The 16,150-nt window shown below is 57.7% G+C and carries 14 protein-coding genes; 10 read left to right on the forward strand and 4 right to left on the reverse strand.

Features of this window, described 5'->3' with window-relative positions:
- Positions 1-4 precede the first annotated feature (4 nt).
- Together FEM01_RS14005 and FEM01_RS14010 are read left to right on the forward strand one after the other, a co-directional pair.
- Positions 5-448: a hypothetical protein gene (locus FEM01_RS14005; RefSeq protein ID WP_138220087.1), complete on the forward strand. Its 444-nt coding sequence runs from the start codon at positions 5-7 to the stop codon at positions 446-448.
- Between the two features lie 152 nt (positions 449-600).
- Positions 601-2,532, forward strand: coding sequence for a hypothetical protein (locus FEM01_RS14010; protein WP_171030962.1), 1,932 nt, complete (start codon positions 601-603; stop codon positions 2,530-2,532).
- Between the two features lie 144 nt (positions 2,533-2,676).
- Here FEM01_RS14010 and FEM01_RS14015 read toward each other — a convergent pair whose 3' ends face one another.
- Together FEM01_RS14015 and FEM01_RS14020 are read right to left on the reverse strand one after the other, a co-directional pair.
- Positions 2,677-3,192 (reverse strand): hypothetical protein, encoded by a 516-nt coding sequence (locus FEM01_RS14015; protein WP_138220089.1) that lies wholly within the window; start codon positions 3,190-3,192, stop codon positions 2,677-2,679.
- Positions 3,176-3,835 (reverse strand): antitoxin Xre/MbcA/ParS toxin-binding domain-containing protein, encoded by a 660-nt coding sequence (locus FEM01_RS14020; protein ID WP_138220090.1) that lies wholly within the window; start codon positions 3,833-3,835, stop codon positions 3,176-3,178. The genes FEM01_RS14015 and FEM01_RS14020 overlap by 17 nt, the downstream gene beginning before the upstream one ends.
- A 429-nt stretch (positions 3,836-4,264) precedes the next feature.
- Here FEM01_RS14020 and FEM01_RS14025 point away from each other — a divergent pair, with 429 nt between their 5' ends.
- Positions 4,265-4,546, forward strand: coding sequence for a helix-turn-helix domain-containing protein (locus FEM01_RS14025; protein WP_171030963.1), 282 nt, complete (start codon positions 4,265-4,267; stop codon positions 4,544-4,546).
- A 439-nt stretch (positions 4,547-4,985) separates the two neighbouring features.
- Here FEM01_RS14025 and rnhA read toward each other — a convergent pair whose 3' ends face one another.
- Both rnhA and FEM01_RS14035 read right to left on the reverse strand, forming a co-directional pair.
- Positions 4,986-5,432 carry a ribonuclease HI gene (gene rnhA / locus FEM01_RS14030; RefSeq protein ID WP_138220092.1) on the reverse strand — a complete coding sequence of 149 codons (447 nt, stop codon included), beginning with the start codon at positions 5,430-5,432 and terminating at the stop codon, positions 4,986-4,988.
- 13 nt (positions 5,433-5,445) lie between these two features.
- Positions 5,446-6,219 (reverse strand): class I SAM-dependent methyltransferase, encoded by a 774-nt coding sequence (locus FEM01_RS14035; RefSeq protein ID WP_138220093.1) that lies wholly within the window; start codon positions 6,217-6,219, stop codon positions 5,446-5,448.
- A gap of 87 nt (positions 6,220-6,306) precedes the next feature.
- Between FEM01_RS14035 and gloB the strand changes: the two genes are divergently transcribed.
- The 7 genes from gloB to FEM01_RS14070 all read left to right on the forward strand — a co-directional run bounded on the left by gloB (position 6,307) and on the right by FEM01_RS14070 (position 16,136).
- Positions 6,307-7,086, forward strand: a complete 780-nt coding sequence (gloB, locus tag FEM01_RS14040; protein ID WP_138220094.1) for a hydroxyacylglutathione hydrolase — start codon at positions 6,307-6,309, stop codon at positions 7,084-7,086.
- A 100-nt stretch (positions 7,087-7,186) separates the two neighbouring features.
- Positions 7,187-8,608 (forward strand): lytic transglycosylase domain-containing protein, encoded by a 1,422-nt coding sequence (locus FEM01_RS14045; RefSeq protein WP_138220095.1) that lies wholly within the window; start codon positions 7,187-7,189, stop codon positions 8,606-8,608.
- A 173-nt stretch (positions 8,609-8,781) separates the two neighbouring features.
- The gene (locus FEM01_RS14050; RefSeq protein ID WP_205884550.1) at positions 8,782-10,611 is read left to right on the forward strand and encodes an extracellular solute-binding protein; all 1,830 of its coding nucleotides are present in this window, start codon (positions 8,782-8,784) and stop codon (positions 10,609-10,611) included.
- A complete protein-coding gene (locus tag FEM01_RS14055; protein ID WP_138220096.1) occupies positions 10,608-12,434 on the forward strand; it encodes an extracellular solute-binding protein in 1,827 nt (608 codons plus the stop codon). The genes FEM01_RS14050 and FEM01_RS14055 overlap by 4 nt, the downstream gene beginning before the upstream one ends.
- Before the next feature lies 1 nt (position 12,435).
- Positions 12,436-13,509 (forward strand): microcin C ABC transporter permease YejB, encoded by a 1,074-nt coding sequence (locus FEM01_RS14060; protein ID WP_138220097.1) that lies wholly within the window; start codon positions 12,436-12,438, stop codon positions 13,507-13,509.
- A 1-nt stretch (position 13,510) separates the two neighbouring features.
- The gene (locus tag FEM01_RS14065; protein WP_138220098.1) at positions 13,511-14,530 is read left to right on the forward strand and encodes an ABC transporter permease; all 1,020 of its coding nucleotides are present in this window, start codon (positions 13,511-13,513) and stop codon (positions 14,528-14,530) included.
- A gap of 1 nt (position 14,531) precedes the next feature.
- A complete protein-coding gene (locus FEM01_RS14070) occupies positions 14,532-16,136 on the forward strand; it encodes an ABC transporter ATP-binding protein (protein ID WP_138220099.1) in 1,605 nt (534 codons plus the stop codon).
- The last annotated feature ends 14 nt before the right edge of the window (positions 16,137-16,150 follow it).

Here is a 16,150-nt window from a genome sequence, read left to right on the forward strand (position 1 = left end):
TGGGATGGCAAAAATCAAATTTACAAAAAGGCCCTCTCCTGTGCTTGCCGAGCATCGCCCAATGTATAAGATCGCTCAAGCGCTATTAATTATCGACATCTGTGGATGGGGAAAAAAATGTAGTCTGATCAAGCTCCATCTACTGAACTGGGCGTTAAAGACCCAATCACGAATGGATCTCCTGCATAGATCAGTTACAAGTAAAAATCTTTTCTCACCCATTTGGGGATTTGATCCAGCTCTTGCAATTGCCTTGCAACTAGCAATTGAAGAAGGACTACTAGCAATTGACGGCAGTAGCATTGGAATAACTGACAAGGGAAGTGCACTTCTTTTAGAAATAAACAAAGACAAGAGCGCACTAGAATCAGAAAAAGAAGCACTTAAAACTATTGGCAAAGGAATCACTGAGGCCATGGTTTCCAGCGCAGCCAAGGGATGGGAGTAAAAATGCTGATAAGAGCCTTTAAAATAGACATTCGATGCTCTGAGAAAAAATTTGGATTTCAGGAGACCTTTAACAAAGGCTTAAACATAATTCGAGGATCAAACTCCTCCGGCAAAAGCACTCTAGTAAACTGCATGCTATACAGCTTAGGCATGGAAGAACTAGTTGGCGGTAAAAATGACGGTGCACTTCAATATGCCGTACGAAATCGCGTAGAGTTTGAAGGAGAAACCTTCTTAATAACAGAGTCTAGTGTATCGATTGAAATTGAAAATCGTGAGGGAGAAATTGCCACGATAACTCGCTCAATCAGAAGCGAGCATTTCAACCCAAAGCTAGCACGTGTCGTAGAAGGCCCTGCTCTTACTCGAAATTACACCGGCCCGATTACATACAAGTTCATCCACGATGGATATAGTGCAGTTTCCACTGATGGCTTTTTTAAGTTCCTAGAAGAGTTTTTAAAGCTTAACCTGCCAGAGGTCTATGACTCATCAGGCAAACGGGTTAAGCTTTATCTCCAGGCAGTATTTGCGGCATTTGCTGTAGAGCAAAAGAGAGGTTGGACGGACTACATCGCCAACATCCCCTTCTACAGTGTGAAAGACGCAAGGATAAAAGTCGTAGAATTCCTATTAGGAACACAAGTCTTTGAGCAACAAGCACTGCGATCCGAATTAGATTTTGAGTCAGAGAAACTAAACTCTGATTGGAATAATTTGCACAAAAAGGTAAGCATTGAAGCACGCGAACTCGGTCTAAAGCTGGAAGGCCTCTCATCTAAAATTGATGCCGAACTGGACCCCGCAAACATAGGCGTCGAAAAATTAGTTGAAGGCAAAAAATACAAACTCACTGAAATTGTAGCAAGCCTGCATCGCAGGCATGCAGATCTTGAAAAAAAAGCCAACGGGACACCGGAGGATGCCAATAAAAATGCCATAGCAGACATCGAGGCAAAGACCAGAGAGATCAACCATCTAACAGCCAACTACGAGAATGCGCTAAGTAATCTCGCCATACACAAGGCAACACTTGCTAACCACTCCCAAATAGCCAAACAAGCTGCCGAAGAACTAGCAAAAAACCAAGTCGCCTTAAAGCTTAAAAAATATGGCGCCGAACTTGGTCTGGACACCGCAAATGATTCATGCCCAACATGCCACCAGCACATTGAAGACTCACTTTCCAGCTTAAATGATCCAGGCAGCAAAATGGATATTGAAACAAATATCCGCTACCTAGACAGCCAGGCAAAAATGCTTTCTAGGCAAGAAGCAGGGATAAAGATAAAAATTGAGGAGTCTGAGTTATCTGTTAAGGACTACAGCTCCAGGCTAGAGAGGGCTCGATCTTTACTGGCAGCTCTAAGGAGCGACGTTACCAAAGGGGCCACAGTCTCCAGGGCACTGTTAAAGCAGCAGCTTTTTGTAGAAGTGGAGCTTGAGAAAATCGAGAAATTCAATGGCAAACTTGACTATTTCATTGAAGGTTTTACTGCCCTCGCAGCTAGCCTGAAAGACAATCAAAAACGCAGAAAGGGTCTCGGCTCAGAGCATTACTCCAGTGACGACCTTTTCAAAATCGATCTATTCTTTAAACTATTCAGATCCAATGCTGGATCATTTGATTACCAAAGCGCGCCCATAAAGGATATCGAGTTCGATAGGCACACACTGCTGCCATATCTGGCTAAAATTGAGCTGAGAGAAATTCTAGACACATCAGCCGAAAAGAAAGAAAAAGAGCAAGCACCTAAGGATGGCGACATGGCTCAAAACTCTAGTGCGAGTGACTTTGTGCGCCTGATCTGGAGCTATATCATCGCCCTATACCAGGCCTCCGCACACAATCTGGTCAAAGGCAACCATCCAGGCATTATAATTTTCGACGAACCTGGCCAGCACTCAATGGCTACAAAAAGCCAATTGGCGCTATTCAAAATGCTCTCCGCTGAATCGAGTTTACAAGCAATCGTAGCAGCTTCGTTTGATGACTCCGACGCAGCATTCAAAGAGTCCACTAGCGGAGTGCCATTCAAATATATTCGGCTGGGCGACAAATGCATCAGCCCCATTGACTAACAGATTTCAGAAATCTAAAGCACAGCGCAGGAAGTAGCGAACCTCATGCTAAGACCCGCACGAGGTTCGGCCTGACTTACAAGACACCCTAAATTCACCACAATCACGCTCACCTTATATAAACTTAACATCACAAAACCATAATTAGAATTCTTCAGCATAATAACCCCACGGCATCATTAGCTCATTCAAGGCTGAGGATATTCTAGACTCGGCCTGAAGCTCTGATCGCTTATAACTCAGCGCCACTGCCACGCCCATTGCAAATGAACTGAGGGCAAGTGGATTCACAGACCAGATCTGCACCTTCATTAGGGAGCGATCACGGAAATCATAAAAATCTATTCTCTCCACACCCCCCTCAATTTGTCTCCATTCATCGAGCGAAATGGCGTATGTTTTTTGCCCGCCATCAGCCAACATAGTATTCGCATCCAGAAAGGAATCACCTGCCAGAACCAATCCAGGATGGGAAAATGCCTGCACCCCGTACGACATTAATCTAGGCGATGACACTAATTCGCGGACAACGCATAGATCAACCAACCCTTTGGAAAAATCCTCATACAGCTTCTTCCGAAGTAAACCTTCCAGATCAGGCTGATCAACCATAGTCAACTCAAAGTTTTTAAAACTCTTCATTTCAACTAACCACCCCATGCTCCTGCCTTCTTAGAAAATCATGAACTGCTTGGCAGCCCTGAATACTTGTGAGAGCCTCCACAGGACGCACTCGACCTAGTGCCAAGCACTCTTGACTCAGCCAGCAAGCATAATCGCCCCCAAAGAACCACAATATCAAGGAAATCGTTTTTGCAACATTCATCGAATAATCCTCGCTAAAAACAGGGGTAGCTTCGGATGACATCTGTAGCTGATGTCGAAGGCAGCGAACCTGAAGCCACCCATTGATTTCATAATACCTACCAAGCTCACCGCAAATTTCGCAAGTGCAACTGGATACCAATTCGGCAACATCCAGAATCCGATCAATCACTACATCTCCACCATCGACGTAGACTCTAAGTAAACCAAACTTTTCTTTAATCTGAACGACCCTTATATCCAAGTTATGCTTAGCGCAATATTTATCGATCAGGCACAATATCCCATCGATCAGCGATGCCCATCCGCCATTGCATTCGAAGCTAAACAAAACCTCGGACCCGGCCAAACCGAACAGAAGCTTCCGATGGCGGTCCAAAAGGTTTTTTTCATTAAAACTATCCACCACTACTAACCTCGCTTCGCCACATGACCTTCGACGGCTTTCCGAGAAGCTCCGCTGGATAGAATTTGCCATCTGCCACTTCGTAGCAGAAGCGCTGCCCAACTATGCTAAGGCCAGTTAGTGGCTCCATCCTCCACACCCCACATTCATTCAACCATGGAGGAGATACGAGCTGGACCTCCCTGACTGCTTCTTCTGGACTGGACCTAGAAGTCAAACCGAGCAGGTATTGGGGACCGGGGATCATCAACTGCTGGGTATGCACCTCTTCGTCTTGAATGACGTCGTAAGTCACAAAAAACCATTCGTGATTAGACGTCAGTGCGACATAGGCCCAACGATGCCCCCCCGGCTGGGGAGCGAAGAAAGGACTGTCTTCGAGTCGGCCCGAATCGTTAGTTTCAAACATATTATATGCCTCGCTCTCTCGATATGCGTACTATAGTACGCTGAAAGCTGAAGCTCAATGTGGCTACATACTCTCTTTTGTGGAGAGAGCCCGTGCGTGACCTGAAACAAGCTTTTGCGCTGGCTTTGAGAGATCTACGAATCCATGCCAATAAGACGCAAAACGATTTTCCACCTGATGTCAGCCGCGAGTACGTGAGCCTGCTTGAGAGAGGCTTACGATCTCCCACGCTTGAAACGATAGATTCGCTGGCGAAGGTGCTTGGCATTCCACCACTTGCACTCATCGTCCAGTGCTACCAGAAGCGTGACCCTGAAAGAAGCCTCGAAGACCTGCTGGACGAAGCCAAGAGGAATGTGAAAGGTCGTACCTGATCGACCGGCCATCAAAGAAATCAAGGTGAGGCCTGAGTGATGCGAGCACAGGCACACAATGCAGACGCGTGCCTCCTAGAAAAGGTGGGTCACCCTACCCACCTTAAGATGTGAGGCAGCATTATAGCCTCACCACCATCAATCCTCCCCCACTCTCCTCACCAGACGAAGACGCGCAGTGCCTCGAAGAAAGGAAATCTGATCTATTTTTACGATTTTCCAGCCTAAAACTTCGTAAACATAGAAAAATCCAATGAAATCAAGTTATTAGCTAACAAATTGATTTTTGCAAGTGGGTTGACATTGGAGTCCAGTACGACGAAGCGTTTGTCTTGCTGCTGCTCCACGGCGGACTCCAACTTGCAGTGCCTGAATTCGGGGCGCGAGTATAACCCAACCACCGCTTGGGGTTAGGACCAGGTTGCGGCCCTTCGCGGCTTCAACGCGCCTTGCGCACCTCGTCCACGCCACGGTTGGCCAACTGGTCGGCGCGCTCGTTGCCAGGGTGGCCGATATGCCCGCGCACCCACTTCCAGGTCACCTTATGCCGATTGACCTGCTCATCGAGCGCCATCCATAGGTCGGCGTTCTTCACCGGCTCCTTGCTGGCCGTCTTCCAACCGCGTTTCTTCCAGTTGGTCATCCACTCGTTGATGCCTTTCATGACGTACTGGGAGTCGGTGGTCAGCACCACCTCGCACTCGCGCTTGAGTGCCTTGAGGCCCTCGATCGCGGCCATCAGTTCCATGCGGTTGTTGGTGGTTTCACGCTCGCCGCCCCACAGTTCCTTCTCGACGCCCTTGAAAACCATCAGTACACCCCAGCCGCCCGGACCAGGATTACCCTTACAGGCACCATCGGTGTAGATCTCGACGTTATCGCTCATGTACCACTCATGTTCAGTGCTTTTCGGTATCCGCGGTGGCGACATTGCGATTGACCTTGGCCAACGGCAGCGGCAACAGCTTGCCCATCGGCTCGCGACGCGCCGGGCGCAGCGGGCGCAGGCCGACCACCATCTTGCGCGCCACCAACAGGTAAACGCCGCCACCGGCGCTCTGCCAGCCCCCGGCGACCCGCTCCCAGCCCGCCAGACGCTGCTGCCAGGCGGGTGAAGCGAGCGGCGGACGATAGCACCCATACCGGCGTTTCTCCAGCGCGAAACCCAGCAGGTTGAGCCAGTCGCCAACCCGCGACGCCGAGATGCAGCGAGCCTTGCGCAACGCCCCGCGACTGAAGACATGGCGCATGCCCCAACTGCTCCAGGGGTTGATCCCGACGATCAGCAAATGCCCGCCAGGGCGTACTGCGCTGGCGGCTTCACGCAGCAGGCCATGGGGCGACAGGCTGAAGTCCAGGCCATGCTGCAACACCACCACGTCGGCGGCGTGTTCGGACAGCGGCCAGGCCTGTTCTTCGCAGACGATCTCGACGCCGGGCAACGGCGCACCCAAGCGTACGTTACGCTGCACCTGCGGGGCGTGGGGTGGCGGTTCGGCACCGGGGCCATAGTGCACCAGGTAACCCCCAAAAAAGCGCCCGAGCTCTTCGCCCAGCAGCCGCTCTTCCTCTTTAAGCATCAATTGGCCCAGCGGCCCATCGAACCAGTCGCGGGCCAGGCGGATCAGCTCGACCCACTCGGGGTCGGCCTGAGCGAAGGCTTGGTCGGTCATTGCATGCTCCCTCGAAGGTTCTACGGCCGGGCTATCGCGGCTAAGATGCTGCTAACCCCGAAGCTTGGCGAATTACGGATCCGCACCATGATACAGATCGTTGCCCTACCCGCTTTCTCCGACAACTACATCTGGTTGTTACAGGATACTGCCAATCGACGCTGCGCGGTGGTCGACCCCGGCGACGCCGCGCCAGTGCTCGCCTGGCTAGGCGAACACCCCGGCTGGGCCTTGCAGGATATTCTGGTGACCCACCACCACGCTGACCACGTTGGGGGCGTCGAGGCGCTCAAGGCCGCCACCGGCGCACGGGTCAGCGGCCCGGCCCACGAGCGCATCCCGGCACGCGACCTGGCGCTAGAGGACAACGACACCGTGCAGGTTCTGGGGCTGCGTTTCCAGGTACTGGCCATGCCCGGCCACACCTTGGGCCACATCGCCTACTACACCGCGCAAGCCACTACACCCCTGCTGTTCAGCGGCGATACGCTGTTCGCCGCCGGCTGCGGCCGCCTGTTCGAGGGCAGCCCCGAACAGATGCACCATTCGCTGCAACGCCTGGCCGCCCTGCCTGCCGAAACCGAGGTCTACTGCGCCCACGAATACACCTTGAGCAACCTGCGCTTTGCCTGCGCCGTGGAGCCGCAGAATCCCCATGTCATGCAGCGCTTCGAGGAGGTGACGCGGCTGCGCGCCGAGCATCGCATCAGCTTGCCCTCCAGCATCGGCCTGGAGCGCCTCACCAACCCATTTCTTCGCACAGCAGAAACATTCGTTAAACAAAAAGCAGACGAATGGAGGGGGCATTCCAACCCCACTCAAGCCACTGTTTTTGCTGCGCTGAGGTCTTGGAAGGACCAGTTCTGATAACCCCAAGATATATCGCGAGGCTGGCTCAAAGGTTGACCGACCGGGGAGCGGTTCCTAGAATCGCCCAACTTTTTTGCCCGGATAACCCTTCCAGCCGATGTCTTCCCGTAGCCGCAGAACCGCTCATTCGGTCGCCCTGACGCGACTGGCACAGATCAGTGCACTGGCGCTGGCCGCCACACTGGTGGGCTGCCAGAGCACCCGTCAGCTCGACGAATCCGACAGCGTTCGCGCGCACAATTACCAGGCTCGGATCAAGCACAAGCCGGCGCCCTTGGTGGTGAAGGCACAGGAACAGCCGCCCCAGGACGTGTGGGTACGCATGCGCCAGGGCTTCGCCTTGCAGGACGGCATTGACGTCAACCCGCGCATCGAGCAACAACGCCTGTGGTTCGCCAGCAACCCCTCGTTCGTCGAGACCGCTGGCGAGCGCGGCAGTCTCTACCTGCACTACATCGTAGAGCGCCTCGAAGAACGCGACATGCCACTGGAACTGGCGCTGCTGCCAGCCATCGAGAGCGCCTACAACCCGATGGCCTACTCCCGTGCACACGCCGCTGGCATGTGGCAGTTCATCCCGTCCACCGGCCGCCACTTCAACCTGCGCCAGACCAACTTCTACGACGGTCGGCGTGACGTCACCGCCTCGACCAACGCCGCCCTGGACTACCTCAGCCGCCTGCACGACATGTTCAATGGCGACTGGCTGCTGGCGCTGGCCGCCTACAACGCCGGCGAAGGCACGGTCAGCCGCGCCATCGAGCGCAACGAGAAACTCGGGCTGCCCACCGACTACTGGAACCTGCCGCTGCCGCAGGAAACCCGCGACTACGTGCCCAAGCTGCTGGCCCTGTCGCAGGTGATCAACACCCCGCAAGCGTATGGCGTGAACCTCAACCCGATCGCCAACGAGCCGTATTTCGAAGCCGTCGCCATCAACGATCGCCTCGACCTGTCGCGTGTCGCCGCCTTCGCCGACATCGACGAGGACGAGCTGATCCAGCTCAACCCGGCGTTCAAGAAACGCATGACCGTGGACGGCCCACAGCAACTGTTGGTGCCAACAGCCAAGGCGCAATTGCTCTCGGACCGCATGTCCAACCTCAAGCCCGAAGAGCTGGTCAGCCTGCAACCGAACAAGGCCGTGTTCCAAGCGGCGCTTGCCGAAGCCAAGGCTCCTGCGGCACGCAGCTACCGGGTCAAGCGCGGCGACAATCTGGGCAGCATCGCCAAGGCCAACCGCGTCTCGGTCAAGCAATTGCAAAGCTGGAACGGCCTGCGTAACCACAACCTCAAGGTCGGCCAGGTGCTGGCCCTGCGTGGCGGCAGCAGTGCCTCGGCCAACCGCGTGGCTGAGGCGCAGCAACGCGCCACCCAGTACAAGGTGCGCAAGGGCGATTCCTACTACCTCGTTGCAAAACGTTTCAACGTCGAAATGAAACACCTCAAGCGTTGGAACCCGCGCAGCGGGCATGCCCTCAAGCCTGGGCAGACGCTGACCGTTTACCTGGCACGCTGATGCGGCCTGGATAAGCCTGGCGCGGGGTAAGTCGTATCGACGCTGCGTTGATACGACTTACCCCGCGATGCGTTCACCCCCGTACAAACCCCCGCGCCACACTCTTTTTCCAACCAAGACAAGCTGTTACTGTAGCCCGACCCAAGCCCAACGCCTCTGGATCGGATGCCGACTTGATACGTCCCCTCCTGCTGTCTCTCAGCCTGGCCTTGAGCTTCCCCGCCGTCGCGATGGTGAGCGAAAGCCACGGATACGCGCAGTTCGGCATGCTCAAGTACCCAGCCACCTTTACCCACTTCGACTGGGTCAACCCGCAAGCGCCCAAGGGCGGCACCTTGCGAGCCATGGCGTTCGGCACGTTCGACACGCTCAATCCCTACACCTTCAAGGGATCGAGTCCGGTCACCACGCCCAATTTCCTGCAGTACGGCGTCAGCGAGCTGAACGAAACGCTGATGGTCGGCACCGGCATGTACGACCCCTCAGGCGATGAGCCCACCTCCAGCTATGGTCTGATCGCGCGCTCGGTCGAGTACAGCGAAGACCGCAGCTGGGTGGTGTTCAATCTACGCCCTGAAGCGCGCTTCCACGACGGTACGCCGATCACCTCGGCCGATGTGGCCTTCAGCTACCGCACCCTGCTCAAGGATGGCCATCCGCTGTACCGCACCAACCTGCAGGAAGTGCAGCGCGTCGACGTACTCGGTCCGCTGCGCATCCGCTTTGTTTTCAAGCGCGCAGGCAACCCACTGCTGATCCTGCGCCTGGGCGAAATGCCGGTGCTGCCCAAGCATTACTGGCAAGGCCGCGACTTCAAGGCGACCACCTTCGAGCCGCCGCTGGGCAGTGGCCCGTATCGCATCAGCGAGGTGCAACCAGGGCGCAGCCTGGTGTTCGAGCGAGTCAAGAACTACTGGGGCAAGGACCTGGCCGTGAACCGCGGCAAGTACAATTTCGACCGCGTCGAATACGAGTTCTACCGTGACGCCACCGTGGCATTCGAAGCCTTCAAGGCCGGCGAGTTCGACATCTATATCGAGCACCAGGCCAAGAACTGGGCTAACGGCTATACCTTCCCTGCGGTGCGCCGTGGCGAGGTGATCAAGGCACAGATCCCGCACCAGATCCCCACGCAAACCCAGGGCCTGTTCATGAACAGCCGCCGCGCGGCCTTCAGCGACCCACGCGTACGCCAGGCGCTGGGCCTGATGCTGGACTTCGAGTGGACCAACCGCGCGCTGTTCAATGGCGCCTACCGCCGCGCCACCAGTTACTACCCCAACAGCGAGTTCGCCGCCTCAGGCTTGCCCACCGGCAAGGAGTGGCTGCTGCTCAAGCCGTTGCGCGACCAGTTGCCGCCAGCGCTGTTCACCGAGCCTTACCAGGTCAGCCACACCGACGGCAACGGCGTTGGCCGGCAGAACCTGCGCCAGGCCCTGGGCTTGTTCGCGCAGGCAGGCTGGAAGCTCAATGGCCAACGCCTGTTGGACAGCAAAGGCCGCCAGTTCCGCCTGGAGTTGCTGCTGGTCAACCCCAACCTTGAACGCATCCTCCAGCCTTATGTCGAAAACCTCGCCAGCATGGGCATCGACGCGCACCTGCGCACCGTAGACCGCGCCCAGTACAAGCAACGCCTGGACCAGTTCGATTTCGACATGATTCTGATGACCCTCAACCAGACCCTGAGCCCGGGCCTTGAGCAGTGGCAGTATTTCCACTCAAGCCAGGCCGCGATCCACGGCAGCAAGAACTACGCGGGGGTCAAGGATGCGGTGGTCGATCACCTGCTAGACACCCTGCTGGCCGCCCGCAGCCGCGATGACCAGGTGGCCGCTGCCCGCGCCCTGGACCGGGTGCTGTCGTGGCAGTACTACATGATCCCCAACTGGTACCTGGACAACCATCGCCTGGCCTACCGCAACCGCCTCGCCTTCGTCACCACGCCGCCCTACACCCTCGGGCTGAATACCTGGTGGATCAAGCCTTCGGAGAAAGCCCAATGACCCCGACGCTGCGCACGCTTGCCGCCAGCCTTTTACTGGCCTTTACCAGCCTGCCGACGCTGGCCGCCCCGCAACATGCCCTGACCCTGTACGACGAGCCGCCCAAGTATCCGGCGACCTTCAAGCACTTCGACTTCGTCAACCCCAACGCACCAAAGGGTGGCACCTTCCGCCAGTCCAGCTTCGGCGGTTTCGACAGCCTCAACCCGTTCATCAACAAGGGCGTGCCGGCCGACAGCCTCGGTCTGATCTACGACACCCTGATGCGTCAGAGCCTGGATGAGCCGTTCACCGAGTACGGCCTGGTGGCCGGCAAGATCGAAAAGGCCCCCGACAACAGCTGGGTGCGTTTCTACCTGCGCCCTGAAGCGCGCTTCCACGACGGCCACCCGATGCGGGCCGACGATGTGGTGTTCACCTTCAACACCTTGATCAAGGACGGCGCCCCGCTGTACCGCCAGTACTACGCCGACGTCGCCGAGGTGGTCGCCGAAGACCCGCTCAAGGTACTGTTCACGTTCAAGCACAAGAACAACCGCGAGCTACCGCTGATCCTCGGCCAGTTGCCGGTGCTGCCCAAGCATTGGTACGCAGGCCGCGACTTCAACCGTGGCAACCTGGAGATTCCGCTGGGCAGCGGCCCGTACAAAGTCGCCGAGGTCAAGGCCGGACGCTCGATCCGCTACGAGCGGGTCAAGGACTATTGGGGCAAGGACCTGCCGATCAACCGAGGTTTCTATAACTTCGACGCCATGACCTTCGATGTCTACCGCGACAACACGGTCGCCCTCGAAGCCCTCAAGGCTGGCGCGTTCGACTACGAACTGGAAGTCAGCGCCAAGAACTGGGCCACCGCCTACGACATCCCGGCAGTGCGCGAAGGTCGCCTGATCAAGGAAGAAATCCCCAACGGCAACCCGGTGGGCATGCAGGGCTTCATCTACAACCTGCGCAAACCCATGTTCCAGGACGTGCGGGTGCGCAAGGCGCTGAGCCTGCTGTTCGACTTCGAATGGACCAACAAGCAGCTGTTCAACGGTGCCTACATCCGTACCGACAGCTTTTTCGAGAACTCCGAGATGGCCGCCAGCGGCCTGCCCTCTCCACAAGAGCTGAAAATTCTCGAACCGCTGCGCGGCAAGATCCCCGAGCAGGTCTTCAGCCAGGCCTTCCATAACCCGGTCACCGACGGCAGCGGCATGATCCGTGAACAACAGCGTGAGGCCTACAAGCTGCTACAGGAAGCCGGCTGGAAAATCGTCGACGACAAGATGGTCGACAGCACCGGCAAACCCGTGAGCATCGAGTTCCTGCTCGCCCAGACCCAGTTCGAGCGGGTGCTGCTGCCGTTCAAGCGCAACCTCGCCGACCTTGGTATCAACCTCGACATTCGCCGGGTGGACGTGTCGCAGTACATCACCCGCCTGCGCTCGCGGGACTACGACATGATCGTCAGTGGGTTCCCGCAATCCAACTCACCGGGTAACGAGCAGCGCGAGTTCTGGTCCAGCACCTCGGCCGACAACCCCGGCAGCCGCAACTTCATCGGCCTGCGCGACCCGGCCATCGACCAGTTGGTCGAACAGTTGATCAACGCCGATTCGCGCCAGAGCCTGGTCGAGCATTGCCGCGCCCTGGACCGGGTACTGCTGGCGGGCTACTACGTGATTCCCAACTGGCACATCAAGACCAACCGCGTGGCCTACTGGAACCACATCGGCCACCCGGAGAAATCACCCAAGTACGACGTGGGCATCGATACCTGGTGGATCAAGCCCAACGTCACCCCGGCGGTGACCGAAACGGCTGGCGAGGGCCACTGACATGCTGGCTTACATTCTGCGTCGTCTGCTGCTGATCATCCCGACGCTGTTCGGCATCCTGATCATCAACTTCATCATCGTCCAAGCCGCCCCCGGCGGGCCCGTGGAGCAGATGATCGCCAAGCTCGAAGGCTTCGAGGGCGCCACCAGCCGCATCGCAGGCGGCGGCGCCGAAGTGTCGGTAGCCGGCGCCAACTACCGCGGCGCGCAAGGGCTGGATCCGGCGCTGATCGCCGAGATCGAGCGCATGTACGGTTTCGACAAGTCGGCGCCCGAACGGCTGTGGATCATGATCAAGAACTACGCCACCTTCGACTTTGGCGACAGTTTCTTTCGCGACGCCAAAGTGGTCGACCTGATCGCCGAGAAGATGCCCGTGTCCATTTCCCTGGGGTTGTGGAGTACGCTGATCATGTACCTGGTGTCGATCCCGCTGGGTATCGCCAAGGCCGTACGCCACGGCAGCCACTTCGATGTGTGGACCAGTTCGGCAATCATCGTCGGCTACGCCATCCCCGCATTCCTGTTCGCGATCCTGCTCATCGTGCTGTTTGCCGGGGGCAGCTATTTCGACTGGTTCCCATTGCGCGGGCTGACCTCCAACAACTTCGACGAGTTGTCCAGTACCGGCAAGGTACTCGACTACTTCTGGCACCTGGTACTGCCGATCACCGCACTGGTGATCGGCAACTTCGCCACCATGACCCTGCTGACCAAGAACAGCTTCCTCGACGAGATCAACAAGCAGTACGTGATCACCGCAAAGGCCAAGGGCCTGAGCCGCAGCCGTGTGCTCTACGGCCACGTGTTCCGCAACGCGATGCTCCTGGTGATCGCGGGCTTTCCGTCGGCGTTCATCGGCATCTTCTTCACAGGCTCGCTGTTGATCGAGGTGATCTTCTCCCTCGACGGGCTGGGGCTGATGAGTTTCGAAGCGGCGATCAACCGCGACTACCCAGTGGTGTTCGGCACCCTGTTCATCTTCACCCTGCTGGGGTTGGTGGTGAAACTGATCGGCGACCTCACCTACACCTTGGTCGATCCGCGCATCGACTTCGCCAGCCGGGAGCACTGATATGGCCCTCTCTCCCCTCAACCGCCGGCGCTTCGAGCGTTTCAAGGCCAACCGCCGTGGCTGGTGGTCGCTGTGGATCTTCCTGGTGCTATTCGGGCTGAGCCTGGGCGCCGAGTTCCTTGCCAACGACAAGCCGATTGCCGTGCGCTACGAAGGCCAATGGTACTTCCCCGCCTTCAAGCGCTACCCCGAAACCACCTTCGGTGGCGAGTTCCCGCTGGAGGCGAACTACAAGAGCCCTTACATCCGCGAGTTGCTACAGAACAAAGACGCCTTCGTGCTGTGGGCGCCGATCCCGTTCAGCTACCAGAGCATCAACTACGACCTCAAGGTTCCCGCCCCCGCACCGCCGTCGCTGGACAACCTGCTAGGCACCGATGACCAGGGCCGCGACGTGCTGGCCCGGGTGATCTACGGCTTCCGTATTTCGGTGTTGTTCGCCCTCACGCTGACCCTCGCAAGCTCGGTCATCGGGGTGATCGCCGGCGCCTTGCAGGGCTTCTACGGCGGCTGGGTGGACCTGGCCGGCCAGCGCTTCCTGGAAATCTGGTCGGGCCTGCCGGTGCTGTACCTGCTGATCATCCTCGCCAGCTTCGTGCAGCCCAACTTCTGGTGGCTGCTGGGCATCATGCTGCTGTTCTCGTGGATGAGCCTGGTGGATGTGGTACGCGCCGAGTTCCTGCGCGGGCGGAACCTTGAGTATGTGCGCGCAGCCCGCGCCCTGGGCATGCGCAACGGCCCGATCATGTTCCGCCACATCCTGCCCAACGCGATGATTTCGACCATGACGTTCATGCCGTTCATCCTCACCGGCGCAATCGGCACACTGACCGCATTGGACTTCCTGGGCTTCGGCCTGCCCGCCGGTTCACCATCGCTGGGCGAGTTGGTCGCCCAGGGCAAATCCAACCTGCAGGCCCCGTGGCTGGGCATCAGCGCCTTCGCCGTGCTGGCGGTGATGCTGAGCCTGCTGGTGTTCATCGGCGAGTCCGCCCGCGATGCATTCGACCCGAGGAAATGACATGAGCCAAGACACCCTGATCGAAGTCCGCGACCTGGCGGTGGAGTTCGTCACTGGCGAGCAGGTCAACCGCGTGGTCGACGGCATCAGCTTCGACATCCGCAAGGGCGAGACACTGGCCTTGGTGGGCGAAAGCGGCTCGGGCAAGTCGGTGACCGCACACTCGATCCTGCGCCTGCTACCCTACCCGCTGGCCCGCCACCCATCCGGGAGCATTCACTACGAGGGCAAGGACCTGCTGCAACTGGGAGAAAAGCCCATGCAGCGGATTCGCGGCAACCGCATCGCGATGATCTTCCAAGAACCGATGACCTCGCTCAACCCGCTGCACAGCATCGAGAAGCAGATCAACGAAATCCTCCTGTTGCACAAGGGCCTGACCGGCAAGGCCGCCACTGCGCGGACCTTGGAGCTGCTGGAACTGGTCGGCATCCCCGAGCCGCACAAACGCTTGAAAGCCCTGCCCCACGAACTGTCCGGCGGCCAGCGCCAACGCGTGATGATCGCCATGGCCCTGGCCAACGAGCCCGAGCTGCTGATTGCCGACGAGCCCACCACCGCGCTCGATGTGACCGTGCAGTTGAAGATCCTCGACCTGCTCAAGTCGCTGCAAGCCCGCTTGGGCATGGCGTTGCTGCTGATCAGCCACGACCTCAACCTGGTCCGCCGCATCGCCCACCGGGTATGCGTGATGCAGTGCGGCAAGATCGTCGAGCAGGCCGACTGCGCCACGCTGTTCAGTGCGCCGCAGCACCCCTACACCCAGATGCTCATCAACGCCGAGCCAAGCGGCGCTCCGGCAGCCAACGCCGAGGGTCCGCCACTACTGGAGGTGCAGGACCTGAAAGTGTGGTTCCCGATCAAGAAAGGCTTGCTGCGCCGCACCGTGGACCATGTCAAGGCGGTGGACGGTGTGAACTTCAGCTTGCCCCAGGGGCAGACGCTGGGCATCGTCGGCGAGAGCGGCTCGGGCAAGTCCACCTTGGGCCTGGCGATCTTGCGCCTGATCGCAAGCCAGGGTGGTATTCGCTTCCATGGACAGGCACTGGAAGGTCTGACCCAAAAGCAAGTGAGGCCTTTGCGGCGGCAGATGCAGGTGGTATTCCAGGACCCCTTCGGTAGCTTGAGCCCGCGCATGTGCGTAGCGGATATCGTGGGTGAAGGGCTACGGATTCATCACATTGGCACACCGGCCGAGCAGGAAGCGGCGATTATCGCGGCCTTGGAAGAAGTCGGCTTGGACCCACGTACCCGACATCGCTATCCACATGAGTTTTCTGGCGGACAGCGCCAGCGGATCGCGATTGCCCGAGCGTTGGTCCTCAAACCTGCGCTGATTCTGCTGGATGAACCGACCTCGGCACTGGATCGGACGGTGCAGCGCCAAGTGGTAGAGCTTTTGCGCAACTTGCAGGTGAAGTACAACCTGACCTACCTGTTCATCAGCCATGACCTGGCAGTGGTAAAAGCCTTGAGTCATCAGTTGATGGTGATCAAGCATGGGCAGGTGGTCGAGCAGGGGGATGCGCAGGCGATCTTCCATGCGCCGCAGCATGGGTACACCCGACAGTTGCTGGAAGCGGCGTTCCTGGAAATCGAGCACTGAAGGCCCCGCTCACA

It is taken from the genome of Pseudomonas mosselii, from assembly GCF_005796105.1.
In the GTDB taxonomy this organism is placed as follows: Bacteria; Pseudomonadota; Gammaproteobacteria; order Pseudomonadales; family Pseudomonadaceae; genus Aquipseudomonas; species Aquipseudomonas mosselii_C.

Excerpts from the sequence above, each read along its gene's own strand:
- FEM01_RS14065 (WP_138220098.1), top strand. The coding sequence starts at position 13,511 with ATGGCCCTCTCTCCCCTCAACCGCCGGCGCTTCGAGCGTTTCAAGGCC.
- FEM01_RS14060 (WP_138220097.1), top strand. The coding sequence starts at position 12,436 with ATGCTGGCTTACATTCTGCGTCGTCTGCTGCTGATCATCCCGACGCTG.
- FEM01_RS14035 (WP_138220093.1), bottom strand. The coding sequence starts at position 6,219 with ATGACCGACCAAGCCTTCGCTCAGGCCGACCCCGAGTGGGTCGAGCTG.
- FEM01_RS14045 (WP_138220095.1), top strand. The coding sequence starts at position 7,187 with ATGTCTTCCCGTAGCCGCAGAACCGCTCATTCGGTCGCCCTGACGCGA.
- gloB (WP_138220094.1), top strand. The coding sequence starts at position 6,307 with ATGATACAGATCGTTGCCCTACCCGCTTTCTCCGACAACTACATCTGG.
- FEM01_RS14015 (WP_138220089.1), bottom strand. The coding sequence starts at position 3,192 with ATGGGGTGGTTAGTTGAAATGAAGAGTTTTAAAAACTTTGAGTTGACT.
- FEM01_RS14005 (WP_138220087.1), top strand. The coding sequence starts at position 5 with ATGGCAAAAATCAAATTTACAAAAAGGCCCTCTCCTGTGCTTGCCGAG.
- FEM01_RS14055 (WP_138220096.1), top strand. The coding sequence starts at position 10,608 with ATGACCCCGACGCTGCGCACGCTTGCCGCCAGCCTTTTACTGGCCTTT.
- FEM01_RS14010 (WP_171030962.1), top strand. The coding sequence starts at position 601 with ATGGAAGAACTAGTTGGCGGTAAAAATGACGGTGCACTTCAATATGCC.
- FEM01_RS14020 (WP_138220090.1), bottom strand. The coding sequence starts at position 3,835 with ATGGCAAATTCTATCCAGCGGAGCTTCTCGGAAAGCCGTCGAAGGTCA.
- FEM01_RS14070 (WP_138220099.1), top strand. The coding sequence starts at position 14,532 with ATGAGCCAAGACACCCTGATCGAAGTCCGCGACCTGGCGGTGGAGTTC.
- rnhA (WP_138220092.1), bottom strand. The coding sequence starts at position 5,432 with ATGAGCGATAACGTCGAGATCTACACCGATGGTGCCTGTAAGGGTAAT.